The sequence below is a fragment of the Clostridium sp. 29_15 genome, assembly GCF_001916075.1.
Lineage (GTDB): Bacteria > Bacillota > Clostridia > Clostridiales > Clostridiaceae > Clostridium > Clostridium lentum.
Genome location: NZ_MNRT01000036.1, coordinates 13,501 through 39,333, shown reverse-complemented (window position 1 = coordinate 39,333; position 25,833 = coordinate 13,501). Strand labels below are relative to the sequence as shown.

The 25,833-nt window shown below is 28.2% G+C and carries 30 protein-coding genes and 1 other annotated feature; of the genes, 27 read left to right on the top strand and 3 right to left on the bottom strand.

What is annotated here, in order from left to right:
* Positions 1-14: 14 nt before the first annotated feature.
* The 15 genes from BHW04_RS08365 (at position 15) to BHW04_RS08295 (ending at position 13,191) form a co-directional block, all read left to right on the top strand.
* On the top strand, positions 15-536 hold the full coding sequence (locus BHW04_RS08365; protein WP_302652555.1) for a WYL domain-containing protein: 522 nt from the start codon (positions 15-17) through the stop codon (positions 534-536).
* Between the two features lie 121 nt (positions 537-657).
* A complete protein-coding gene (locus tag BHW04_RS08360; RefSeq protein WP_302633402.1) occupies positions 658-834 on the top strand; it encodes a DpnD/PcfM family protein in 177 nt (58 codons plus the stop codon).
* An 88-nt stretch (positions 835-922) separates the two neighbouring features.
* Positions 923-1,411 carry a hypothetical protein gene (locus BHW04_RS08355; RefSeq protein WP_302699377.1) on the top strand — a complete coding sequence of 163 codons (489 nt, stop codon included), beginning with the start codon at positions 923-925 and terminating at the stop codon, positions 1,409-1,411.
* Positions 1,392-1,613, top strand: a complete 222-nt coding sequence (locus tag BHW04_RS08350; RefSeq protein WP_302699376.1) for a hypothetical protein — start codon at positions 1,392-1,394, stop codon at positions 1,611-1,613. The genes BHW04_RS08355 and BHW04_RS08350 overlap by 20 nt, the downstream gene beginning before the upstream one ends.
* 79 nt (positions 1,614-1,692) lie before the next feature.
* Positions 1,693-1,926: a hypothetical protein gene (locus BHW04_RS08345; protein ID WP_302699375.1), complete on the top strand. Its 234-nt coding sequence runs from the start codon at positions 1,693-1,695 to the stop codon at positions 1,924-1,926.
* Positions 1,927-2,395: 469 nt separating this feature from the next.
* On the top strand, positions 2,396-4,210 hold the full coding sequence (glgB, locus tag BHW04_RS08340) for a 1,4-alpha-glucan branching protein GlgB (RefSeq protein ID WP_186834955.1): 1,815 nt from the start codon (positions 2,396-2,398) through the stop codon (positions 4,208-4,210).
* Between the two features lie 365 nt (positions 4,211-4,575).
* Positions 4,576-5,130, top strand: coding sequence for a metal-dependent hydrolase (locus BHW04_RS08335; protein WP_022211601.1), 555 nt, complete (start codon positions 4,576-4,578; stop codon positions 5,128-5,130).
* Positions 5,131-5,264: 134 nt separating this feature from the next.
* Positions 5,265-5,402 carry a hypothetical protein gene (locus BHW04_RS08330; RefSeq protein WP_022211600.1) on the top strand — a complete coding sequence of 46 codons (138 nt, stop codon included), beginning with the start codon at positions 5,265-5,267 and terminating at the stop codon, positions 5,400-5,402.
* A gap of 164 nt (positions 5,403-5,566) precedes the next feature.
* Positions 5,567-5,725 carry a hypothetical protein gene (locus BHW04_RS08325; RefSeq protein WP_302654409.1) on the top strand — a complete coding sequence of 53 codons (159 nt, stop codon included), beginning with the start codon at positions 5,567-5,569 and terminating at the stop codon, positions 5,723-5,725.
* A 124-nt stretch (positions 5,726-5,849) separates the two neighbouring features.
* Positions 5,850-7,394 carry a YceG family protein gene (locus BHW04_RS08320; RefSeq protein ID WP_302699374.1) on the top strand — a complete coding sequence of 515 codons (1,545 nt, stop codon included), beginning with the start codon at positions 5,850-5,852 and terminating at the stop codon, positions 7,392-7,394.
* A gap of 30 nt (positions 7,395-7,424) precedes the next feature.
* Positions 7,425-8,546 (top strand): toxic anion resistance protein, encoded by a 1,122-nt coding sequence (locus BHW04_RS08315; protein WP_302699373.1) that lies wholly within the window; start codon positions 7,425-7,427, stop codon positions 8,544-8,546.
* 72 nt (positions 8,547-8,618) lie between these two features.
* The gene (locus BHW04_RS08310; RefSeq protein WP_302699372.1) at positions 8,619-9,233 is read left to right on the top strand and encodes a TerD family protein; all 615 of its coding nucleotides are present in this window, start codon (positions 8,619-8,621) and stop codon (positions 9,231-9,233) included.
* Positions 9,234-9,273: 40 nt separating this feature from the next.
* Positions 9,274-9,885 carry a TerD family protein gene (locus BHW04_RS08305; RefSeq protein ID WP_022167968.1) on the top strand — a complete coding sequence of 204 codons (612 nt, stop codon included), beginning with the start codon at positions 9,274-9,276 and terminating at the stop codon, positions 9,883-9,885.
* 20 nt (positions 9,886-9,905) lie between these two features.
* Positions 9,906-10,481, top strand: coding sequence for a TerD family protein (locus BHW04_RS08300; RefSeq protein WP_022211594.1), 576 nt, complete (start codon positions 9,906-9,908; stop codon positions 10,479-10,481).
* Between the two features lie 70 nt (positions 10,482-10,551).
* Complete coding sequence (locus BHW04_RS08295) at positions 10,552-13,191, top strand: calcium-translocating P-type ATPase, PMCA-type (RefSeq protein WP_022211593.1); 2,640 nt, start codon at positions 10,552-10,554, stop codon at positions 13,189-13,191.
* A 104-nt stretch (positions 13,192-13,295) separates the two neighbouring features.
* Here BHW04_RS08295 and BHW04_RS08290 read toward each other — a convergent pair whose 3' ends face one another.
* A complete protein-coding gene (locus tag BHW04_RS08290) occupies positions 13,296-14,069 on the bottom strand; it encodes a nucleotidyltransferase domain-containing protein (protein ID WP_302630877.1) in 774 nt (257 codons plus the stop codon).
* Positions 14,070-14,381: 312 nt separating this feature from the next.
* Here BHW04_RS08290 and BHW04_RS08285 point away from each other — a divergent pair, with 312 nt between their 5' ends.
* From BHW04_RS08285 to ybaK, 4 genes are all read left to right on the top strand, one after another.
* The gene (locus BHW04_RS08285; RefSeq protein ID WP_022211591.1) at positions 14,382-15,290 is read left to right on the top strand and encodes a DUF5685 family protein; all 909 of its coding nucleotides are present in this window, start codon (positions 14,382-14,384) and stop codon (positions 15,288-15,290) included.
* Positions 15,277-15,891 (top strand): J domain-containing protein, encoded by a 615-nt coding sequence (locus BHW04_RS08280; protein WP_302630876.1) that lies wholly within the window; start codon positions 15,277-15,279, stop codon positions 15,889-15,891. The genes BHW04_RS08285 and BHW04_RS08280 overlap by 14 nt, the downstream gene beginning before the upstream one ends.
* A gap of 20 nt (positions 15,892-15,911) precedes the next feature.
* Positions 15,912-16,457 carry a hypothetical protein gene (locus tag BHW04_RS08275; protein WP_186834950.1) on the top strand — a complete coding sequence of 182 codons (546 nt, stop codon included), beginning with the start codon at positions 15,912-15,914 and terminating at the stop codon, positions 16,455-16,457.
* Positions 16,458-16,614: 157 nt separating this feature from the next.
* Complete coding sequence (gene ybaK / locus BHW04_RS08270; RefSeq protein WP_022211588.1) at positions 16,615-17,100, top strand: Cys-tRNA(Pro) deacylase; 486 nt, start codon at positions 16,615-16,617, stop codon at positions 17,098-17,100.
* A 137-nt stretch (positions 17,101-17,237) separates the two neighbouring features.
* On the opposite strand, the gene BHW04_RS08265 is transcribed toward ybaK, so the two are convergent.
* On the bottom strand, positions 17,238-17,459 hold the full coding sequence (locus BHW04_RS08265; RefSeq protein WP_302699371.1) for a hypothetical protein: 222 nt from the start codon (positions 17,457-17,459) through the stop codon (positions 17,238-17,240).
* Positions 17,460-17,500: 41 nt separating this feature from the next.
* Positions 17,501-17,641 (bottom strand): hypothetical protein, encoded by a 141-nt coding sequence (locus BHW04_RS08260; RefSeq protein ID WP_302699370.1) that lies wholly within the window; start codon positions 17,639-17,641, stop codon positions 17,501-17,503.
* 173 nt (positions 17,642-17,814) lie between these two features.
* Between BHW04_RS08260 and BHW04_RS08255 the strand changes: the two genes are divergently transcribed.
* From BHW04_RS08255 to BHW04_RS08220, 8 genes are all read left to right on the top strand, one after another.
* Complete coding sequence (locus BHW04_RS08255) at positions 17,815-18,306, top strand: PRC-barrel domain-containing protein (protein WP_302630874.1); 492 nt, start codon at positions 17,815-17,817, stop codon at positions 18,304-18,306.
* Positions 18,303-19,331 carry an AI-2E family transporter gene (locus BHW04_RS08250; RefSeq protein ID WP_022211585.1) on the top strand — a complete coding sequence of 343 codons (1,029 nt, stop codon included), beginning with the start codon at positions 18,303-18,305 and terminating at the stop codon, positions 19,329-19,331. Before BHW04_RS08255 ends, BHW04_RS08250 begins: the two co-directional genes overlap by 4 nt.
* 94 nt (positions 19,332-19,425) lie before the next feature.
* Positions 19,426-19,603, top strand: a binding site (T-box leader).
* A 151-nt stretch (positions 19,604-19,754) separates the two neighbouring features.
* A complete protein-coding gene (gene alaS / locus BHW04_RS08245) occupies positions 19,755-22,403 on the top strand; it encodes an alanine--tRNA ligase (RefSeq protein ID WP_302630873.1) in 2,649 nt (882 codons plus the stop codon).
* A gap of 127 nt (positions 22,404-22,530) precedes the next feature.
* Positions 22,531-22,788 (top strand): IreB family regulatory phosphoprotein, encoded by a 258-nt coding sequence (locus tag BHW04_RS08240; RefSeq protein ID WP_302699387.1) that lies wholly within the window; start codon positions 22,531-22,533, stop codon positions 22,786-22,788.
* A 46-nt stretch (positions 22,789-22,834) separates the two neighbouring features.
* Positions 22,835-23,254, top strand: a complete 420-nt coding sequence (gene ruvX / locus BHW04_RS08235) for a Holliday junction resolvase RuvX (RefSeq protein WP_022167983.1) — start codon at positions 22,835-22,837, stop codon at positions 23,252-23,254.
* Positions 23,255-23,292: 38 nt separating this feature from the next.
* Entirely contained in the window at positions 23,293-23,568 is a 276-nt protein-coding gene (locus BHW04_RS08230) for a DUF1292 domain-containing protein (protein WP_022211582.1), read from the top strand.
* A gap of 23 nt (positions 23,569-23,591) precedes the next feature.
* Positions 23,592-24,050: a Fur family transcriptional regulator gene (locus tag BHW04_RS08225; RefSeq protein WP_022211581.1), complete on the top strand. Its 459-nt coding sequence runs from the start codon at positions 23,592-23,594 to the stop codon at positions 24,048-24,050.
* Between the two features lie 75 nt (positions 24,051-24,125).
* Complete coding sequence (locus BHW04_RS08220; RefSeq protein WP_302699369.1) at positions 24,126-25,793, top strand: ribonuclease J; 1,668 nt, start codon at positions 24,126-24,128, stop codon at positions 25,791-25,793.
* Positions 25,794-25,833 lie beyond the last annotated feature (40 nt).

Here is a 25,833-nt window from a genome sequence, read left to right as displayed (position 1 = left end):
AAAAATGGCTTACTATTAATGATGGAATTATAAATAATAGAAAAATAAAAATAAAATATATGGATTCTCAAGGAAATATAACTGAAAGAAAAATTCATCCTTATGGATTATATACTTATTATGGATCTAATTATTTTATAGGAAAATGTGAAGAAAGATATGCATTAAGACAATTTAAATTAGTTAGAATAAAAGAAATTCAATTATTAAAAGAGAAGTTTGAAAAAGATAATTTTAATTTATCAGATTATCTAAAAAATACAATTGGAATTTTTAAAGATAAAAGTTATAAAGTAAAACTAAAGATAACATATCCATATGCCATGGGTTTTAAAGAGTATTCATGGACTGAAGATGAAGAAATAGAAGATTATATTGAAGAGGGATATATCATTTACAATGCAACAGTAGAAGGTAAAACAGAAATTATCCCATGGATAATGGGAATGGGAACAGCTTGTACTGTTTTAGAACCATTAGAATTAAAAAAAGATATTATAAAAGCATATAAAGATGTGCTTAATAATTATAAATAGTATTTAATGAAGCTATATAAGGATAAAATATTAATTCTTATATAGTTTTTTTATTGATTTAAATTTAGTAACTGATCTATAATGATGTATTAAATAATATTTAATTACGGAGATTAAAAGAATGAATAAATATAGATTTAACATAGAAGAAATATTAAATAAGGAAGTAACAGTTGAAGCTGATGACTTTGAGCAAGCTATGAAAATAATTAATAAATTATATAGAGATGAAGAAATTGTATTGGATTATGATGATTTTGTAGGATATACAATAAATTATATTAATGAAGAAAAATAAATTAAAAAAATATTTCAAAAGGACTATATATGTCACTATTAAGATTTATTATATAGACATAGAATAAATTACTTAAGAGGTGGCAGAAATGATAAAAATAAAACATAATTTAGATGCAAATAAATTCAAATGGTTATGGTGTAAATATGTACAAGCAGGAAATGATGAGAAGCATTGTACAAATTCTTTAAAGGGAAAGTATAGTAAAAAATTTAGTAAGCATAATGAAAATTTTAATAATGAAACAACAATAATATTTGATGAACAACCAGAAGATAGCTTCAAGGCCATTTATATATGTGGAGTTATTAGCAAGGGATATAGTGCAAAAAAAAATTATCCGCATAATGTTCATTTAGCAATTGTTCCAAAGAAAGGTGCTAAATGCTTATATCAATTTGAAGAGTGGACTATAGAAATTGAAGGTGGAATGATTTCTATGATTCCTGAAATTGAAGAGCTTCCAGAAAAGTATCAGGATTTACCAGATCAATATGTTACTTGTAGAATATTTAGATGGGCTATTGGATATTTCTTTAATGGGGAGGTTAATAATAATGAAAATATATGTGGTTAATCATATATTATTTATATACTCTCCTCATGAAATTGAAGTAACTAATTATGTGTTTAGTAAAAAAGAAGATGCTTATAAACGTTTTAATTATCTTATAAAGGAAGCTAGAATATTATCTTATGGATTTGAAGCTGAACAAGGTGAATTAAGAAATGATGAGTGTTTTGAAATGGAAGTGGATGAAGAATTTAATATTTTATAAAGTTGAAATAGAGGTATAAATTTATGATAAGTCCAAAAGCAAATGAAATTAAGGGGTTATATTACAAAGATTCATATACATGTTATTAGAGCATTATAATATCAAAAAAGGACAATCACACAATGCATTACAAGATGTTTTGGATCTATTAGATTTATTAAAAGTTATAAAGCCAGAAAGATGGTGTGCTTTAAGTATATCAAGATCAGTTTCAAAGAATGATAATAAACAAGGAAAAGATGGTACTAAAAGCTCAGCAAAGTCTAATAGTTTTAGAAAGTTTGCAAAGGATAAAGAAACAGGTATGAAATAATAACAAAGTGAGGTTTGTTAAAGGATTTGTGTTAGTATAAAGTAGTGGATATATTAACTAAAAATAATATTAGTCTTCTTAGAGATGATTCATTTATACATTTAGATCAAGGAGCTCATTATACAAGTCCGATATTTCAAAAGAAATTTAAAATTTATAATTTAGAAATATATATAGAACAGGCTTATTGAATGCATATACATTTTATGGTAAAATTGAAAGGTGGAAATGATTCAGATAATAGAAAGGAAAACTAATATATAAGATTTATCATAGGAATTGTACATATGGATATACATAGGAGAAAGCAAGAATAGAGGACAAAGGCCTCTTTTTTTAATGTAGAAATAAGATTTATAAGAGAAGACTTATAAGGTCAGTAATATAACTTCAGAAAAGTTTAAAAAGATACCAGTGAAGGATATTAGTAGGTTAAAAGGAGTATGTTTAATAATTGGGAGGAATCAATATGAATATTCAAGATTTCTATATAGGTAAGTCTTTTGATGCATATGAATTTTTTGGAGCACATAAAATAGGTAATAAAATTTTATTTAGAGTATATGCACCAAATGCAGCAAAAGTATCATTAGTAGGCGAATTCAATGATTGGCAAGAAGAAGAAATGGAACAACAGTATCAAAGTGGAATATATAGTATTACCTCTGAAAATGCACGTGTAGGTATGATGTATAAGTATTGTATTCATACACGAGATGGACAAGTGGTTTATCATTGTGATCCTTATGGATTTGCTATGGAATTAAGACCTAATAGTGCTTCATATATAGTGGATTTAGAAGAATATAAGTTTAGTGATGATGAGTGGATGAATAAAAGAGATAAGTGTTATAATAAGCCATTAAATATTTATGAGATTCATATGGGATCATGGATGAAAAAAAATGACGAAACTTATAATAATGGATGGTATCGTTATAATGAAATTGCTGATAGACTTATAAATTATGTAAAGGAAAATGGTTTTACTCATATAGAGATAATGCCTTTATGTGAACATCCTGTAGATTGTTCTTGGGGATATCAAAATACGGGATTCTTTAGTCCAACATCAAGGTATGGTACCAATAAGGAACTTAAAGAGCTTATAGATAAATGTCATAAGGCCAATGTAGGCGTAATATTAGATTTTGTTCCAATACATTTTGCAGTAGATGATTATGGATTAGCAAAATTTGATGGTACGGAACTTTATGAATATCCACATAAAGATGTAGGCGCTAGTGAGTGGGGAACTTGCAATTTTATTCATTCTAGAGGAGAAGTATGCTCATTTCTTCAATCAGCAGCAAATTATTGGCTTAAGGAATATCATTTTGATGGTTTAAGAATGGATGCTATAAGTAGAGCTATATATTGGCAAGGAAATCCTGCAAGGGGGGTAAACTCTTGTGCAATTAATTTTATTAGAAATATGAATGTTGGACTTCATAAACTTCATCCTACTGCTATGATAATAGCAGAGGATTCTACTGCATATCCTAAAGTAACTGCACCTGTAGAATATAACGGATTAGGCTTTGACTATAAATGGGATTTAGGTTGGATGAACGATACATTGGAATATTTTAAGATATCACCGAAAGAGAGACCAAATCATTATTACAAGTTAACTTTTTCAATGGAATATTTTTATAATGAGTTATTTTTATTACCTTTTTCACATGATGAGGTGGTTCATGGAAAAGCTACTATCATTCAAAAGATGTGGGGAGACTATGAAGATAAATTTAAACAATGCAGAGCACTATATATGTATATGTATACTCATCCAGGAAAGAAGCTTAACTTTATGGGTAATGAAATAGCACAATTTAGAGAATGGGATGAAAAGAGAGAGCAGGATTGGCAATTAATTAAGATGCCGTTACATTATGCTTTTAATAAATATATAAAGAGATTAAATGAAGTTTATGATAATTATGAAGCTCTATATAAAAATGAATATGATAGCAGTTATTTTAAATGGCTAGAAGTAAATGCACCAGAAAAGTCAGTATATATATACGAACGTGGGCGTAGTGATCATAGAATCATAGTAGCACTTAATTTTTCAGATAATGAATATGCTCCATTTACATTTAAAGTTGAAGAGGAGCTGAGGTTGAGAGAAATAGTAAATAGCGATAGTGACATTTATGGTGGAAGCACATGGGGAATGAGAAGTGATGTTACTACAACAAAAGAAGATAATTATTTATATAATTTGAGTATTAATTTAAAGCCTTTTTCAGGTATAATTTATGAAGTAGTAAATGATTAGAAAGGCATGAGTATGGTAGCAAAAACTCCATACTCAGAAGTATTAGAGGGTCAATGGTTGACTCCAATGCCAGTAAAAATCTTAAAAAGATTAGAAGATTAATTAAAGAATGCGAATTTAAGATAGCAACTAAAGCTTTTCTAGTAATCAAATTAGAGATTTTTTTAGAGAATACTAGAGTATTATATTTATCATATTCCATAAGATATTTACTATCAATAAAAATAGCATTAAGTTTATAGGCAATTTCTTGAAAGGGAGCATATCAAAGGCATGTTTTTTTTAAAATCATTAAGAACATACTTTCGAGTAAGAAAAAAATATAGTATAATTAAAATAAAAAAGAAAAAGTATGGAGTTGTTAAATGAAAGGTAAGGAACACATGATGATAGGGACTACCGCTACAGCTACCATGGGTATTGGTTTTTTAATGAACAATAATATTGGCGATGTAGTACATTTAGTTCCTTTAATAGCCGGTGGCTTTATAGGCTCATATATGCCGGATATAGATTCTCATAAATCTAAAGCAAGTCAGGTATTTAATAAGATAATTATGATATTAATGGTTGCTTTAGTAGTAGGATATAGTTTTGGCTTAGCTCTTAGTGTGGATGATATATTAAATATTTTTAAATATACTAGTGAAAATTATTTGGGATTAGTTTTTTTCTGTGTCAATACTGTTCTTGGAAAGCTTTCTCCCCATAGAATGTTTACTCATAAAATATTAGGTACAACATCCTTTTGCTGGAGTGTATTTTTAATAGGTAATAAATATTTGGCTCTCGGTTTTACAACAGGTTATATATTACATATTGTATGTGATAGATTTTCGCCAAGAGGAAAAAATCTTAAGTTTTTTGAATTTAAGCTTCCTTGTAGGAATAGTAAAAATAAAACATCTGTTGATTGGTAGAGTTATAAATTCTTAAAAAAAATACGTAGTTAGTGATAAAGCATACATAGTGTATGTTTTATTTTTTTGTGTATAAATTTTAGTGCAAATGGCAAATAATATTCGTAAATGCTTAAAAAGAGAGGAAGGTTATTATGGAATATAGTGAGAGAATGAAGGAAAAGTATATGACCAAGATAGATAAAATAAATAAAATAGATGATGAGGACACAAGAGTGCATTTAAAATTAAAATTAATGGCAGATATAATTAATGAATTAGATAAAAATTAAACAATAAAAAATTTAGATAATATTTTGGAAGTATATATGGTTATGGTGAAGAATTAAATAATTATAGTTGTGGTAAAAATTTTTGATTAAATATATAAATTAATTCATATAATTAAACTTTTGATAATAATATATAATAGATAGAATTAAAGAGGGTGATTGATATGATTAATAATAAAAAAATTATAGAGAAATATTACAAGAAGATGGAAACGATTAACAAGATTGAAGATGAATTCACCAAATCTCAAAATAAAATGAAGTTAATAATCGATATGATGATGTATGAAAAAAATGATAAAAAATGTGAAAAAGAAGCTTAAAATAAAAAAGCAATAATTAATTCTTTTATAGAGTAAATTATTGTTTTTTTTGTTTGTTAAAGAATGTATAATAAAAGTGATAAATGAAAAATTATGCATAAATAATATTATGAGGTGGTGAATTATGACTGTTGATTTATTAAGAATAATTCAGAATATGTTTATGGATAAATACAGTAGAAAAGATATAAATGGCCAGTTTGCTTCATATTTTAACAGGATTATAGGTGTAAGTAATAAGGAAAATTATGATGATATTCTTAGTACATTAAATAAAAAATGTTATGAGAATAGTAATGTATCATTAATTTTTGATGGTGAGATACCTTTAAACGGTGAAATTGAGCTTATTGAATACATTTATAATGAACTTAACTCTATGAATATATTTAATATAGTTAATGAAGATATAGTTATTTTTGATGATTTAGCAATAAATACAGCTTTTTTAGAGGCTTTACAGTATACAATTGAATTATCAGTAAAAAATGAAAGTTTTTTTAATGAATCTATAAGAAATAATTTTATAACTAAACTTATAGTATGGGCATATTCATGGATTAAAAATCTTGATTATAAAAATTCCATTAATCCTAAATGTATATATTATGGAAAGATAAATAAACATGAAATATATTTTTTAATAATGCTTTATAAGATGGGATTTGATGTTTTATATTTAAATCCTTTAAAAGAAGAATACTGGAATGAGGTTGATACTGATAATTTAAGTAAATGTTATGTGAAAAGTAGCATTACTGATCTTGAAAGTTTTAATATTAAGACTCATAGAGGTCATGAAATAGAAGTTGTTGAAACAGTAACAAAGCAAATTGAAAAAAGTATTCATGAAGAATTATTTTCTAATACAGGAATGTATAAACCATGGAAGTTTAGAAAAGGATTTACTAAAAGTGTATTATTAGATACTATTTTAGAGGATATATATATTTATTGGAATGAACCAGCTAAGCTTAGACCAGGATTTAAAGTTGAAGATATGGTAGTTACAGTTCCAAGCATTTTTTATAAAATTGATGGACAGTATTGCAGTATTGCTGAAAATCAGAAAATACTAAAACATTGTTTAAATGCACCAAATACATTGTTTTTTAATGGAGGAAATATTTCTAGAGATATATCAGTATCTAATGATATGTTCGAATTAATGTTTTGTCAGTTAAGTGATGGTACATTTGATGTGGAAGAAATAAAAAAGAGTAGAGTTTATACGTTAGGAAAGTATAATGAAGAGTTGCAAGATTTACTATTAAATAAGTTTAATCAGTTTATTAAAGAAAATAAGATATTAAAGATGAGTTTTGATAAAAAGCTATCTTTAAAGCTTTTAGCATTAATTTTATATCTAAATGAAAGCATAATAAGAATAATAGATAATTTCGATTTTGTTTTTTCTATACCTAAGATAGTTATTTATTTAAATGGTGAAGATACTATTAATGAATGGATGGTTATCTTATTATGCTATTTACATAATATAGGTATTGATATAGTTATTTTTAATCCATCAGGATCTTTCAATATAAATAAATATATTAAGGAGAATAAGATTGTTATTAATAGATTAGAAGAAATACGCTATGATTGTAAATTTGATGAGATAATAAATTATAAGCAAAGCTTTTTTTCAAGGATTATGAATAAGTAATTAATAAAAGAAAGTAAGGAGAGAATAATAGTGAATGGAAATAATTTTAATAGCATGATGAATATGACTGATAACACTATGTTTGCTACTGAAAATAGCATGGCGGAGATCACTAATAATTTAGAAGAATATAAAGAAAGATTAAGGTCTCTTAAGGAAGTACAAGATCTTACAAGTGAAATAGAAGTACAAAATCCAAATTCAATTTTTCAATTTGGTCAAAAAGCTAGTGAAAATATATCAAAAATTTCTGATGAACTTTTAAATTCTATGAAGGAAATAAAAGCTGAGGAAACAACAGAAATGTTAGTTAACTTAACAAAAATAATGGATAAGTTTGATGTTAAAGAAATTAAAAATATAAAACAAGAAAGTTTTGTTTCTAAGATTTTCAAAAGTGCAGGAAATACTATAGCTAGATTATTCCAAAAATATGACACCATGGGATATGAAGTGGAAAAGGTTTATGTATTATTAAAGAAATATGAAAGCGATATTAAGGAATCAAATAATAAATTGAAGAGATTATATGATGGCAACATGGCTTATTATCAAGAATTGGAAAAATATATAGTGGCAGGAGAATTAGCTTTAGAAGAAGTTGAACAATACATTTATCAAATTCCTCTAAATAATACTATCAGTGAAGAGGAAAAGAATATGATGGTACAAAAGCTTGAAATGTGTAAAGAGATGTTAAACCAACGTATATATGATTTAAGAATTGCTGAAAATGTAGCAATACAAGCCGCTCCAATGTTACAAAGCATGCAAATGTCTAATTTTAATTTAATGAGAAAAATAAATTCTTCATTTATTGTAACACTTCCTATTTTTAAACAATGCCTTGCACAAGCAGTTTTATTAAAGCGACAAGAAATTCAAGCTAAGTCATTAAAGCAGTTAGATGATAAAACAAATGAACTTATCATGAGAAATGCAGCTAATACTTCTAGACAATCAGTAGAAATAGCTAAAATGGCTTCAAGTAGCTCTGTTGCCATTGAAACTTTAGAAAAATCATATGAAACAATAATGAGAGGTATTGAAGAAACAAAAGCTATACAACAAAGCAATGCATTAGCAAGAAAAGAAAATACAACTAAGCTTGAAAGTATAAAAATGACAATGAAAAAAAGTATTTCCTTATAAGGGTTGAAAATTAATTCTTAAAGTGGTAATATATACTACATAAAGAAGGGAAAGAAAAGAGGTGCATTGAATATGGCAATTAATTTAGGATCTATGATGGGAAACAGAAGTGGAGAAGTAGTTAATGCGTTGAATTTGCAAAAAAATCAAATTTTAGATTTAACTAAGAAAAATCCAGGCTTAGAAAAAGTAATTTTAGGAGCAGGTTGGGATATAGCAAAGAATGGTTATGATTTTGATTTAGATATTGCTGCTTTCTTATTAAATAGCAATGGTAAAGTACAGAATATACCGCAAGATGTTATATTCTTTAATAATATGGAAGCCCCAGGTATTGCCCTTGAAGGAGATAACAGAACTGGTGCAGGTGATGGTGATGATGAAAGAATAACTATAGATTTATCACAAATTAGAAGTGATATAGCAAAAATAGTTTTTGTAATTACAATTCATGAAGCACAAGTTAAGAGACAAACATTTGGTATGGTAGAAAACTCATATATAAGACTATTAGATGCTAAAAATAATGAAAAAGAAGTCTGTAGATTTAATTTAAAAGAAGATGGGTCTACTAGTACGTCAGTTATCTTTGCAGAATTATTTAGAGATGGATTTGGATGGCAGTTTAAGGCTGTAGGTGAAGGAAAAATGGCAGATTTAAATGGTATTTTATCGCTTTACATGTAAATAAATAAGTAAAAAAAATATATATATAGGAGAAAAAATTATGGGAATTAATTTAGGTGGAAATTTTGGTATGTCAAATAATGATTCAATGCCAGTTTTAAATTTACAAAAAAATGATATATTAGATTTAACTAAGAAAAATCCAGGATTAAAGAAAGTAATTTTAGGTGCTGGTTGGGATATATCAAGAAATGGAGCAGATTTTGATTTAGATATTGCAGCATTTTTGTTAGATAGTAATAATAAGTTCAACACTGTATCTAATGTAATTTTCTTTAACAATCCAAATGGACAAGGAATTACACTAGGTGGAGATAATAGAACAGGTGCTGGTGATGGTGATGATGAAAGAATATTAATAGACTTACAAGCAATTGACTCTAATATAGCAAAGATAGCATTTGTAGTTACTATACATAATGCACAAGCTAAGAGACAAACATTTGGAATGATAGACAATTCATATGTAAGACTATTGGATGCAGAAAATAATGAAAAAGAACTTTGTAGATTCAATTTAAAGGAAGATGGTTCTACTAGTACTTCAGTTATATTTGCTGAGCTGTATAAAGCAGGTTCAGAATGGGAATTTAAAGCTGTTGGTGAAGGACGTATAGCTGATTTAAATGGTATTTTAGCATTATATGCATAATAGATAAAGGAGAATTGAGGATGTTATTAAATTTACAAAAAAATGATATATTAGATTTAACTAAAAAGGATCCTTCTTTAAAAAATGTGATTTTAGCAGCAGGTTGGGATGTAGCAAAAAAAGGTTTTTTTGGATTAGGTAAAGATTTCGATTTAGATTTAGTTGCGTTACTTTTAGATGAAAGTGGAAAGCTAATAGCTAAAGATGGAATGGTCTATTTTGGTAATAAAAGAAATAATGGAATATTTCTGCATGGAGATAACTTAACAGGTCATGGAGATGGCGATGATGAAAGAATTTCAGTTTCATTAAATAATCTTCCAACAAGATGTTGTAGAATAATGTTTGCTGTTACAATATATGAAGGAAAAGCAAGAAAGCAGTCTTTTTCAAAAGTAAAAAATGCTTATGTTAGATTATTAAATGAAGATAAATCATGCCAAGAAATATGTAGATATAATTTAACTGAAGATGCTGGTAATAATACTTGTGTGAAATTTGCAGAGCTTCGTAAAGAAAATGGTGAATGGCAATTTAAAGTTGTAAGTGAAGCTATAGAAGCATCTATACAAGAGCTATATAATAGCTATAGATAACTATAATTATTAAATAGTTAAGAAAATAATAAAAAATTTCATATATTTTTAGTAACTAGGGGGAAGAAAATTGTTACAGGGATTAAATGATCAAGAAGTTTTAGACAATAGGCAGAAATTTGGTGATAATAAAATAATTGAAGCAGAGCCAGAAACATTCTTAGATAAGTTTAAAGATGCTTTTGGAGATCCAATGATAAAATTACTAATAGCCATTGCGTGTATAATGGCTATTATGGCTTTTTTAGGCTATGCTGAATGGGGAGAGCTTATAGGAATAGTTATTTCTGTATTATTAGTTACAGTTATATCAGCTAAAACTGAAATGTCCAGTGATAATGAGTACAGAAAATTAAAAGATGGAGCTAAGAAAGAGCTTTGTAAAGTTTATAGAAATGGCAAAATAGTTGAAATAGAAGTAGATGATGTTGTAGTAGGTGATAGAATTATCATACAAAGTGGAGATAAAATTCCAGCAGATGGAGTATTGTGTTCAGGAGCAATTGCAGTAGATAATTCAGCCCTTAACGGAGAATCAGAAGAGTGTAAGAAGTATGCTATACCTAATGATTTTATTTACAGGGAAGTTGCTATTACTGGAGATACATTTGTAGACAAGCATTCTTTATTTAGAGGTGCTGTTGTGGTAAATGGTGAAGGTGTACTAGAAGTTAAAAAAGTGGGCATGATGACTATGATGGGTGAAATGGCTAAGGACATGCAAGATGATGATGTAGAAAGCCCATTAAAAGTTAAGCTTTCTAAATTAGCTGATAGTATATCAAAGTTTGGATATATAGGAGCAGTGGTTATTGCAATAACTTTAATGATTCATAAAGTTATAGTAGCTGGTGGAGTATCTCCATATTTTGATCTTGGTATGATGTATGTATTTAAAGATTTATTAGAAGTTTTAATGTTAGCAGTTGTTATAATAGTTATGGCTGTTCCAGAAGGACTTCCTTTAATGATTGCCATAGTTTTAATGCAAAATACATCTAAGATGCTACAAAATAATGTATTGGTAAGAAAGCCTATAGGGATTGAAACAGCTGGTTCATTAAACATATTATTTTCTGATAAGACAGGAACAATTACTAAAGGTGAGCTGGAAGTAGTTGAATTTTTTGATGGAGATTTAAAAGATAGCTATCAATCTAGTAAGTATACAAAAGAATATATGGGACTTTGTATTGGAAAAAATACAGGTGCTATGTTTGATAATAATGATAAAGTTATCGGTGGAAATGCTACAGATAAAGCTTTATTAAATTTCTTAGGTAAAAATGAAATGAACTCTTTAAATGATATAAAAGTTGTTAAGAGTCAAGGTTTTAACTCTGCTAACAAATATTCAGCTGCTGAGCTTGAAAATGTTACAGTATATAAAGGGGCACCAGAAAGATTGCTTGGTAAGGCCACTAAGTATATCAATCAAAATGGACAAGTACTTCCAATAGATAAAGATAAATTAAATGCTAAAATAGATTCATTAGCTGATAAAGCAATGAGAGTTTTATCATTTGCTTACTCTGAGAGTGAATTAATTGAAGATGCATTACCAGATGATTTAGTTATTGTAGGTTTTGTTGGTATAAGGGATGATGTAAGACCAGAAGCAAAGCAAGCAATTAAAGAAGTACAAAACGCTGGTGTACAAGTTGTTATGATTACAGGTGATAGAAAAGAAACAGCTGTAGCTATAGCAAAAGATAGTGGGTTAATTAAATCAGATGATGAGTTAGCATTTACTTCTGAAGAATTAAATAAAATGACTGATGACGAGATAAAAGCTGTTATTACAAAGATAAGAGTTATTGCAAGAGCATTACCAACAGATAAATCAAGAATGGTAAGAATTGCACAAGAGTTAAATCTAGTTTGTGGTATGACTGGTGATGGTGTTAATGATGCACCAGCATTAAAGAGAGCAGACGTTGGTTTTGCAATGGGATCAGGTACTGATGTTGCAAAAGAAGCTGGTTCAATAGTTATCTTAGATGATAATTTTAAATCTATAGAAAATGCTATTTTATATGGTAGAACTATTTATAATAACATATTGAAGTTTATTAAATTCCAATTAACTATAAATGTAGCAGCTGTTGCAGTATCGGCTATTTCGCCTTTCTTTGGTGTTGAAGAGCCATTAAAGATTACACATATCTTATGGATAAACTTAGTTATGGATGGATTAGGTGCTTTAGCTTTAGGAGCTGAGCCAGCTTTAAAGAAGTATATGAGTGAAAAACCTAAATCAAGAACTCAAAGTTTAGTGAATAAAAACATGATGTCTCAAGTTTTATGTGCAGGGGCATGGCTTGGGGTAATAAGTTTTGCATTCTTAAAGCTTCCATTCTTTAAAGAGTTCTTTGAAAATGAAGGACAACATTTAACAGCATATTTTTCAATGTTTGTTTTTTCTGCTGTAGCCAATGGATTTAATGTACGTAGTGAAGGTATTAATATATTTGATCATATCAAAGAAAATAAAGGTTTTATAAAGGTAATGTTAGCGATTGTTTTAGTTCAAATAATTTTAACATTTGTAGGTGGGGAAATATTCTCATGTACACCTTTTGGAATTAAAGGATGGTTAATTATTATAGTTATGTCATTGACAATGATACCGGTAGATATGTTAAGAAAGATAATAATGAAATCATCTGAAAAATCTTTAACATATGAAAATGATGTTGAAGCAGTTTAATTGAAGATGAATTAATGAAAAAGACTATTTCTTTTGAGATAGTCTTTTTTTATTAATTTTCAATTGAAAATATTTATATATTTTGTTCATAATTATATTTTATATTATAGGTAATCGATAAATGGGCTGGAAAAACCTCTAGATGTCAGCGCAATAATTTTATAATATGAAGACCTTACAAGTAAGAAAGCTTTTTTTATCCATAATTTGATATACTGATGGAAATTAGGAATTGAATCAGCATCAAGACTATTATCTTTAATATATGATTTTATATCAAGTAATTTAATGTAGCTTTCTTTGGAAAATGGAATATAGAAGCCAGGTATGCTTTTACATATATCATATACCTCATATTTATTGTAGTTTATTACTCCTGCAGTATAGGCTAAGATTGTTAGGGTATTACGGATTATATAGCCAATTCGCTTAATTAAGGTAGCATTTGAAACAGTCTTAGTATTAAAGTCATAAGATATGTTTCTTAACTTCTTATAATTTGAAGCAATATCATTAGTCATGTTGGTATATAGTCTAAGATTATATAGGCAGTATTCGAAAAAACCGCTACGAGAATAAAGGATTAAACCTTCTAGCTTGACACTCCAGAGAAAACTATCGCCATATAAGCATAAATCATAAATTTCATCGGTAGTATAAATTGATATCCATGAAGGAGGAATTTGCATTTCTTCAGCAATATTAAGTTTAGTTATTAATTTTTCACTATAGGAACAGTTATCGATTACTATCAAAAAATCAATGTCGCTATGGATATTATTATCACCACGAATAAATGATCCAAAAACTATAATACTTTCTATGGAGTAGTCTTCAGGATTTACATTATAAATTTTATCATTTAAAGTAATTTCCATATATTTTACTCCTTTATCTATAAATATAAGAGTTCTTTATATTTATAGTATATGTAATGGAAATATTATTGTCCTACTTAGAAAAAAGTTATGAGTGATAAGCATTTTTTGTAGAAAATATTTAAAGAATATTGAAGCTTGGTAGCAATAAATATATAATTGTAGTAAAAAAGTAAAAGTGGTGATTTGTTTGTAAAGCGTTGAGGTAAATAAACAATAAAAATATTTTATTAAATGGCTCTTTAGTATATAATATATCTAAAATATGTTAAGGATATTTAATGTATATTATAAAAAGTAAGGAGTGGTTTTTTGTTTGGTTATGTTACTCCGCTTAAACCAGAGTTAAAGATAAGGGAATATGAATCTTTTAAAAGTTATTATTGTGGAGTATGTATGCATATAAAAGATGGTTTTGGAAATATACCAAGAATGTCATTAAATTATGACATGACTTTTCTTGGGTTGTTACTAGATGGATTGCATGAAGAGGAAAGAAGCTTTAAGATACAGCGATGTATAGCACATCCATTGAAGAAGAAACCTATGATAGTTAATAATAAGGCTTTAGCTTATGCGGCAGCAATGAATGTTTCCCTTGTATATTATAAATTATTAGATGATGTTGCTGATGATAGGAGCATGAAAAGTAAAGTAAGTTCAATAATATTATCACCATATAAAAGTAAATTTAACAGAAATGTTACAATAATAAATGATATAATAGAAGAAAATTTGAAAAAATTATCATATTTGGAGGTTGAAAAGAGATTTTCGTCTATCGATGAAATAGCTCATCCTTTTAGTGAAATAGTAGGTAAAATATTAAATTTATATCCTGAGGAGTTTGAAGGTGACAGTGAAGAAATAAGAGGTAATTTATATGAATTAGGATATTCACTAGGAAAGTGGATATATATTATTGATGCGCTAGATGACTTGAAAGAGGATATGGAAAAAAATAAATTTAATCCTATTAATTACTTGTATAATACCAATAATAAAACGTATGAAGAGCTAATGGGAGAAATAAGGGATAGAATGGAGTTTACAATTTTTAATTGTGGATATACATGTAGAAATGCCTTAGAAAAGCTTCCAATTAAACGTAATAAAGAGATATTAGAAAATATTATAAGCTTAGGTATGATGGACAAGTACACGAAAATAACTAATGAATGCGAATGTAATAAGAGGAGTGGTAAAAATGAATCCATATGAAGTGCTTGGTATTAAACCTGGAGCCAGCCAGGATGAAATAAAATCGGCATATAGAAAATTAGTAAAACAATATCATCCAGATCAATACGTTGATAATCCATTAAAGGATTTGGCAGAGAAAAAGCTTGCAGAAGTAAATCAAGCTTATGAAATGCTTAAGAACAATTCAGGAACCAGCAGTAGTTCTTATAATAGCAGTAGTAATAATTCCTATACTAATGGAGAAAGCTATAGTTCTGATACAGCACAATATGCTGAAATAAGAAGAATGATACAAAGCGGTAATAATATCGCTGCAGAAACTAGATTAAATAGCATAAGTAATAAAAATGCAGAATGGCATTTTCTATATGGAATGGTGATGTTAAACAAGGGTTGGTTTGATGCAGCTATAAATAATTTGGAAACTGCTTGTAGAATGGATCCAAATAATTTTGAGTACAGACAAAATTTAAACAATCTAAGAATGAGGGCTAGGAGTTATACTAATACATATAGAACTACTGGTGGAAATGCCAATGCATTTGATTGCTGTATAAACTTATGGTGTTTAGATAGCATATGTGAATGTATGGGTGGCGATTTAATTGGTTGTTGTTAGAAAAAAATAGGGGGAATAAAATGAAGTCGGGAAATATAACATTAGGTGGAATTCTTATAGCACTAACTATAATAATATTATATTCAGCATCTATATTGCCTGTAAGCACAATTTCGGTGTTGACTATTGCATCAGCAATAGTTCCTGTATGCATAATCAGGAGTGATATTAAGACTGCAGTGATGGTTTATTTAGCATCTAGTATTATATCAGTATTTTTTATTCCATTAAATATATGGCTTTTATATACTCTTATTTTTGGAGGATATGGTATTGTAAAATACTTTATTGAAAGATTAAGAAAAGAGAAAGTTGAAATTATTTTAAAGTTTATTTATTATAATGTAATATTTATTTTGGCAGTAATATTAGCAAAAGCTATTTTAGGAATAGATGTATTGTTAGCTGCTGAAAAGATTATTTCTAAATATATTGCAGTTAATGGAAGGCTGCTTAGCGGAGTGTTGTATTGGGCTATTGGAGCAGTTGTATATTATTTATATGATTATGCAATGACTTTAATTATTACTTTCTATATGGAGAGAATACACAATAAAATTAAGTAATTATAAAAGATTAATTGAAATTTTTCGATTAATCTTTTTTAACAATTCAGATGAACTTCTATTAGAATTATATTAAAAGTATCAGTATTTTTAAAATTACTATAATAATTAATATCTGTATAATATATAATGATTTATATTAAGAGTGAGGTGTAGCATGGCTAAAGAAAAAATGTTAAAAACAAATGCAATGAGGATTTTGGATTCTAATAAAATAAATTATGAGATTCTTATGTATGAAAGTAAGGATGGGAAGATAGATGGTATATCTGTAGCTCATAAGATAGGTATAGATGAGAAGGAAGTATTTAAAACTTTAGTAGCTCAAGGAACAAGCAAAGAATTATATGTATTTGTTATACCAGTTGCAGAAGAACTGAATTTAAAAGTAGCAGCTAGTATTACAGGAGAAAAGAAAATAGAAATGATTAATGTGAAGGATATGCTTAAATATACGGGATATATTAGGGGAGGTTGTTCACCTATTGGATTAAAAAAGAATTACAAGACATATTTAGATAAGAGTTGTAAAGTATTAAAGTACATTATTGTAAGTGCAGGTAAAATTGGATATCAAATAAAGATATCACCTAATGATTTATTGAATGTAGTATCTGGAGAAGTAGAAGAGTTAACTAAATAATTATTAAAGGGACTGTTGAAATAATTGTGTAATATCAATTCTATCAGCAGTCCATTTAAGTATGATCTATAAAATATCAGTTATTTTTATCTATTAATAGCATAATCAATAGTATCAATTTTAAAAATTTTCTTGTATTATTTTATTAACTTAATATGCTCCTTTATTCCAAAGACATCTTTTTCTGTATCAGCTACTTTATGATTCAAGAACTTAACATCTGATTTCAATTCTTGTAACTGATTAGAAAGTAGATTTCTAACTTCTTTACTAACTATTTCACCTAATTTACAAGAAAGATTATTCATTGCTGTAATATTAGCTATTTCATAGCTATTTTCTTTAGTTATTGCGCTCACATTAACTTCAATTAAATTATCAGTTTGCTCTATAACACTATCTAATTTTTTTTTAGTTTTTCTTGAGAAAGTTCAAGAGTGGTTAATCTTTCATTAGTTTTAATGTGTTCTGTCTTTAGAGCATTAATATCATTTCTTAAGCTGTTAATTCCGTTAAGTATTTCATTTAATATTTGTTCCATAAATTTCACCTATTCTATTTTTAATTTATTAGAATGAGTATAACATATTAATTAGAAAAGTTATAGTTTTTTAAATAAAGTATTTGACATTCTTGTTAAAATAGTAATAATAACCATAGTATTGGCAAATACTATGGTTATTATATTTTACCTTAAAGAATGTAGAGGTGTTTATGATGATAAAAACACGATATTTCAATTTAATGAAGGTATATGATGTCACTGGAAAATATCTAGGTTCAGTGCAGGACATTGCAATAGATTTTTATAGTGGAATGGTTACGGGAGTTATTATAAATAGCTTTAGCATAAATAAGAAAAAAAATTATATAGCCATATCAGATGTTATTTCTTTAGAAAATGTAATAATAGCTAAAAGGGTAAGTGATTTTTCTGGAATGAGATTAAAGGAAATTCAAGCAATAGACATTGTCAATGAGAAAAATGTACTAAAAGGTATACTAGAAGATTTGATAATTGATGAGAGAAACTTTGAAATAAAAGGTATTATAATGTGTTCAGGGATATTTGATCGAATGTTTAGGGGAAAAGAGATTTTGCTTATAAAACATTGTATCTTATGTGAATCATATATTCTTTATAAAGAAAATGAAGGTGTAGTATTTAAGACTTTACCTCATATATTTAGGAGTGTAGATAAATGAGACGAGAAAAAAGAAAAAAAATAATAAAGAATATAGTAATTATAGTAATACTTTTAATATTATTTTTAAGCTATTTATATGTAGAAGGGATAAGAGATGTGGTAAATTTGGTGGTTATATCATTTATTGTTTCGTATACTTTGAAGCCTATAAGAGATTATATTGTGGAAAAGTATAGGCTTTCTATAAGAAAGGCAGCAATGATTATAGTGTTGTTTTGCATAGCGTCTTTTATAGGAATAATGTATTTTATGGTTCCATCATTGCTAAGTGAAAGTAGAAATATAGGGGGGATGTTGGATAATTTAGAGGCATATGCTATTTTAGCGGCAGAAAAATTTGATCTTGATCAAATACCTTTATTTGAAACAGTTTATATTCAAATTGGTGATAAGATTAATACAATACTTTCAAAGGAAGCAACAAGTCTATTTGATAATATTATCGCCATATTAGAAAATTTAATAGGACTTGCAATAGTACCTGTAGCTGCATATTATTTTCTTGCTGATGGTAACGTTTTGTATAATAAAGTATTGCTTATTTTCTCTACGGAAAAACGAATAATTGTTAGAAAAATTAATTCCCACATAGATAGAGTTTTAAGTAGATATATAATAAGTCAGATAATATTATCATTAATAATAGGGGTACTTACATTTATTTTAATGATAAGCCTTAGATTGAAAATGCCATTAGTTTTATCAGTTGTTAATGGACTAGTTAACATAATACCTTATTTCGGACCTATAATAGGTGGGGTGCCTATTGTATTTATTGCTATGACTTCTTCTGTAACAAAAGGGATAATTGCATTAGTAGGAGTATTTATCATTCAACAAGTAGAAGGAGATGTTTTAGCACCTAAGATTACTGGGGATTGTATAAGTATGCATCCAGTAACTATTATATTGCTTTTGATTTTAGGAGAAAAGCTTGCTGGAGTAGCTGGTATGGTTTTATGCGTGCCTATAGCTGTAATAATTAAAGTCATATATGATGATATTAATTATTATTTATTTTAATCATATAATTGACATAATTCTAGAAATGCAATATAATTTTCCTATAAAATAATTGTATAAATTGTTTGGAAAATGTTTATAAAGTTCAAAATATATTAAAGCTATGATAAGGATGAGTAGATATGACTTGAATATATTAGAGAGGAAGTGGATGGTGAAAACTTCTTATTTTTCATATTGAAGCTACCTTGGAGCTTATTTTACTTTAAGTGATGCATATTATTTATGCATAATTAGGGTGGTACCGCGGAAATATTGTTTTCGTCCCTTGCTGTTTATATAGTGAGAGATGAAGACTTTTTTTATTATATAAAATAAAATATAGTTAAAAAATAAAAGTCGAAATTGATAGTTTAGACAAAAATCTTCAAATGGTTTTATCTTAAATTATTAATTATCAATTAATACTGGAGGTAATATTACATGAAATTCATGGGAGCAAATGAATTAAGAGACACATTTACAGGTTTCTTTGAAGAAAAAGGTCACTTAAAAATGGAAAGTTTTCCACTAGTACCTAAGAATGACAATAGTTTATTATTAATAAATGCAGGTATGGCACCATTAAAACCATATTTCACAGGTTTACAAAAACCACCAAGAACTAGAGTTACTACATGTCAAAAGTGTATAAGAACAGGTGATATTGAAAATGTAGGTAAAACTTCAAGACATGGTACATTCTTTGAAATGTTAGGTAACTTCTCATTTGGAGATTATTTTAAAGATGATATAATTCCATGGTCATGGGAATTTGTAACAGAAGTATTAAAACTTCCAAAGGAAAAATTATATGTAACTATATATCTAGAAGATGATGAAGCGTATGATATATGGACTTCTAAAACTGATATAGATCCAAATAGAATATTTAGATTAGGTAAAGATGATAACTTTTGGGAAGTTGGAACAGTTGGTCCATGTGGTCCATGTACTGAAATACATTTTGATAGAGGAGAAGGTTTAGCTCCAGTTATTAATGTTGATGAGTTTGTTGCTGCATCAGATGCTGATAGAATAGTTGAGTTCTGGAACTTAGTATTTATCCAATTCAATAAAGAAGAAGATGGAAGCTATAGTCCATTAAAGAACAAAAATATAGATACAGGTATGGGATTAGAAAGAATTGCAACTATAATGCAAGGTGTTGATAACATATTTGAAATAGATACAGTTAAGAACATATTAAATAAGGTATCAAGTCTTTCTGGTGTTGAATACGGAAAAGATAGCAACTCAGATATTTCATTAAGAATAGTAACAGACCATGTTAAAGCTGTAACTATGCTAATATCTGATGGAGTACAACCAAGTAATGAAGGAAGAGGATATGTTTTAAGAAGACTTCTAAGAAGAGCTGCAAGACATGGAAGATTACTTGGAATAAAAGGATTATTCTTAAAGGAAGTTGTTGATGCTGTTGTTGAAAACTATGGTGGAAACTATCCTATATTAGTTGAAAATAAAGATTATATCACTAAGATAATCACTTTAGAAGAAGAAAGATTCAATGAAACTATAGACAGTGGAATGAACATATTAAATGGTTATATTGAAGAATTAGAGGCAGAAAAATCAAAAGTATTATCTGGTGAAAAAGCATTTAAATTATATGACACATATGGGTTCCCTATTGAATTAACAGAAGAAATCCTAGAAGAAAAGGGAATGTCTGTTGATAATGACGAATTCAAAAAAGAAATGGAAGCACAAAGAGAAAGAGCAAGAAGTGCAAGAGGAGAAACTTCTTATATGGGAAGTGAAGAAACTCCAATCAATAAAATAAAGGCAGATGTTGAAACAGAGTTTGTAGGATATGGTTCTACTGAAGGAAAAGGTAATATACTAGTACTTGCAACAGATGATGCTTTTGTAGATGAATTAAAATCAGGAGACAAGGGTTATATAGTAATTGATAAGACTGTATTCTATCCTGAAATGGGTGGACAAATCGGTGATAAGGGTATAATTAAAGGAAGAAATGGTAAAGCTTATGTTGTAAACACAAAGAAAAATGTTTCTGGAAAAATTATTCACTATGTTGAAGTTAAAGAAGGAAGCTTTAGTGCTGGTGAAGAAGTTAATTTATTTGTTGAAAAACAAAGAAGAAGCTTTATAGCTAAGAACCATACAGCAACACATATGTTACAAGCTGCCTTAAAAGAAATAGTAGGTTCACATGTTCATCAATCAGGTTCATATGTAGATAATGAAAGATTAAGATTTGACTTTACTCACTTCCAGGCTTTAAGTTCTGAAGAACTTCAAAAAGTTGAAGATTTAGTAAATGAAAAAATCATGGAAGTTGCAAATGTAGAAACTAATCTTATGACTATTGAAGAAGCTAAGGAAAGTGGAGCAACAGCTTTATTTGATGAAAAGTATGGTGATAAGGTAAGAGTTGTAGCTGCAGGAGAATTTTCAAAAGAACTTTGTGGTGGAACTCACGTTTCAAATGTAGGAGAAATAGGATTATTTAAAATTGTAGCTGAAACAGGAGTTGCTGCTGGTATAAGAAGAATTGAAGCTGTAACAGGAATGCAAGCTATTAAATTTATGGAAGAAAAGCAAAGACTTTTAAGAGACGCTTGTGCTGGATTAAAATGTACAGAAAAAGACATATTAAAGAAAATTTCATCACAAAATGCTGAATTAAAAGAAAAAGATAAAGAAATATCAGAACTTAAATCAAAATTAACTTCAGGAGCTGAAGATGATATCTTAAATTCTGCAAAAGATATAAATGGTGTAAAAGCTGTAGCATATGCTTTAGAAGATGTTGATGGAAATGCACTAAGAGATTTAGCAGATAAGATTAGAAATAAGATGGGAAGCGGTGTAGTGGTACTTGTAAGCAAGATGAACGATAAAGTAAATCTTGTGGCAATGTCAACTAAGGATGTTCTTGATAAAGGTGTTCACTGCGGAAAAATCATTAAAGAAGTTGCAGCTGTAGTAGGCGGTGGCGGAGGAGGAAGACCAGACATGGCACAAGCTGGTGGTAAGAATCCGGAAAAAATTAATGAAGCTGTAGAAAATGCATATGAAATAATAGAAAAATTAGTTAAGTAGTATACATTTGAAGGAAAATAGGTTATAATTATTATAAGATAAGTGAATACAAAATATAATAAATGTTGATAATTAAGTATAGGTATTAAACTTCGTAAGGGGGTGAGCTGCTTTGGCAGCAAAGAATATGGATAATAACATTGATAAAACTATGCAGTTCGACTTGAATGTTAATAAAGAGGATATGACAAAAGCCATCTTAAATGATGTATATAATGCATTAAAGGAGAAAGGATATAATCCTATAAATCAATTAGTAGGTTATCTAATTTCCGGAGATCCTTCTTACATTACTAGTTATAACGGAGCAAGATCTTTATTAAGAAAGCTTGAGAGAGATGAAATTATTGAAGAAGTAATAAAATCTTATTTAGAGATAAAGTAGAAAAGTGCCCGTATTTATCGGGCACTTTTAGTTTAAGGAGTACCATATGAGAATATTAGGGCTAGATGTAGGGTCTAAGACAATAGGAGTAGCAATAAGCGATCCTTTAGGATGGACTGCTCAAGGTATAGATACCATAAGAAGAAAGAATAAAGAGCAGGATATAGAATTAGTCCATAAGATATGTAAGGATTATGGCGTTGAAACGATAGTTATAGGGCTTCCTAAAAATATGAATGGAACTATAGGAGAATCTGGAGAGAGAGTTTTAGCATTAGCGGAACTTATCAAGGAAAAAACTAATCTGCCTATAGAAATGTGGGATGAAAGATTAACTACAGTTGCAGCACATAGAGCAATGCTTGAAGCTGATCTTTCGAGAGGAAAGAGAAAGAAGATTGTTGATAAGGTAGCAGCAACGTATATATTACAAGGATATCTTGATAAATTAAGACTAAGCAAATAATGTTTTGTATATAAAATAAAATCTAAGGAGAATTTAATATGAAAAAAGACGATAAAATTATTAAATTATTTGATGAGGAAGGAAATGAAGTAAGTTTTAACGTAGTAGCTTTCTTTGATATAGTAAATCCAGAAACAGATGAAAAAAATGAATATGTAATTGTATATGAAGAAGGATACAGCGAAGATGATACATTTGCATTAAAAGTTATTAATGGAGAAGATGGCGAAGAATTATTAGAAGCAATAGATAATGAAGTAGAGTTAGCAGCGGTACAAGAAGCTTATAACACTATTTTTATAGATGAAGAATAATTAAAATAGAAAGAGGTGTTAGTGTGAGTGCTATCAATATTGATATAGAAGCATTAAAGGAAAGTTTAAAGCAAAAAGGTTACAAGTTAACGCCTCAAAGAAGATCAATTTTAGATATCATAATTGAAAAAGAAGGAATGCATTTAACAGTTGAAGAAATATATGACGAAGTTAAGAAAGTATGTCCTGAAATTGGTTTAGCAACAGTATATAGAACTGTTTTATTGTTTGAGGAACTAAATGTTATTTACAAATTAGATTTAAATGATGGGTGTAGCAGATATGAATTAGTTCATGAAGATGAAGAACATAGGCATCATCATTTAATATGTAATAAATGTAAAAAAGTTATTGAAGTGCAAGATGATCTTCTAGAGGAATTGGAAGAAAGAATTCGAAATACCTATGGCTTTGACATATTAGATCACAGTGTGAAATTTTTTGGAATATGTTCTGAATGTAAAAATAAAGAAGAAAAGTAAGAAGAAAGGTATAACTCAAAAGTGTTGAGAAAAACCCTTTTATATACATATTAAAGAAGAAAAAGGAGGGGACATATGAAAGGAGAAAAAGCCAAGGTTAAGATTATTCCATTAGGAGGACTAAATGAAATAGGAAAGAACATGACTGCTATTGAATATAAGAATGATATAGTTATCATAGATTGCGGTTTGAAATTTCCAGATGAAGATATGTTTGGAATAGATGTTGTTATACCAGATATAACATATTTATTAAAGCATAAAGATAAGGTTTCAGGTATATTCTTAACTCATGGCCATGAAGATCATATAGGTGCGTTACCATATGTTTTAAAACAACTTAATGTACCGGTATATGGTACAAAATTAACTTTAGGAATTGTACAAAGTAAATTAAAAGAACATAATTTATTAAGTACAACTGAGCTTATTACAGTAAAACCAAGAGATGTAGTAAGATTGAATTCTGTATCAGTAGAATTCATTAAAACTAACCACTCAATTGCGGATTCTGTTGCTATAGCAATTCATACTCCATTAGGTGCTGTTCTGCATACAGGAGATTTTAAAGTAGATTATACACCAATTGACTGTGAACCAATGGATTTTGCAAGATTTGCAGAGTTAGGCAAAAAAGGAGTATTATTAATGATGGCAGATTCTACTAATGTAGAAAGGCCAGGATATACTATGTCTGAAAAAATAGTTGGAGAAAGTCTTTGTCGTATTTTTGGTAAGAGTAAAGGAAGAATTATTGTTGCAACATTTGCATCTAATATTCATAGAATACAACAAATAATTGATGCTGCAGCTATGTATGGAAGAAAGGTAGCTGTTTCAGGCAGAAGTATGGAGAATATAGTACAAGTAGCTATAGAGCTTGGTTATATTAAAATCGAAAAAGAAAACTTAGTAAGTATTGATCAAATTAACAAATATAATAATGATGAGATAGTTATTATTACAACAGGAAGTCAAGGAGAGCCTATGTCAGCATTAGCGAGAATGGCTACTTCTGAGCATAGAAAAGTCAATATAGTTTCAGGAGATACAATTATTATTTCAGCTACTCCTATTCCAGGAAATGAAAAATTAGTATCTAGAGTTATTGACCAGTTATTTAAGAAAGGTGCTGAAGTTGTTTATGGTTCTTCAGAAGCGGTACATGTATCAGGGCATGCTTGTCAAGAAGAATTAAAATTAATGCAAACTTTAGTTAGACCAAAGTATTTTATTCCGGTTCATGGAGAATATAGACATCTTAAACAACATGGTGAATTAGCTAATAGTATTGGAGTGCCAAAGTCAAATATATTAATACCTGAAATTGGTGATGTTATTGAAGTTACAAGAAATAGCATTAAGAAGAGTGGTTCTGTAATTTCGGGACAAATATTTGTAGATGGTCTTGGTGTTGGAGATGTTGGAAATATAGTTATTCGAGATAGAAAACATTTATCTCAAGATGGGATATTGACAGTTGTTGTGACGTTATCAAAAGAAAATAAAGCTATAATTGCAGGTCCAGATATTATTTCAAGAGGTTTTGTATATGTAAGAGAATCAGAAAAATTAATGGATGAAGCAAGAGATATAGTTAGAAATGTCTTTGCTAAATGTGAAGAGCAAAAAATAACTGACTGGTCTACTTTAAAATCAACAGTTAGGGATGAACTAAGATCATTCCTATATGAAAAAACTAAGAGAAAGCCTATGATTTTACCAATAATCATGGAAATTTAACACTTAGTTGACAAGAATACTATATGATAGTAAAATATCT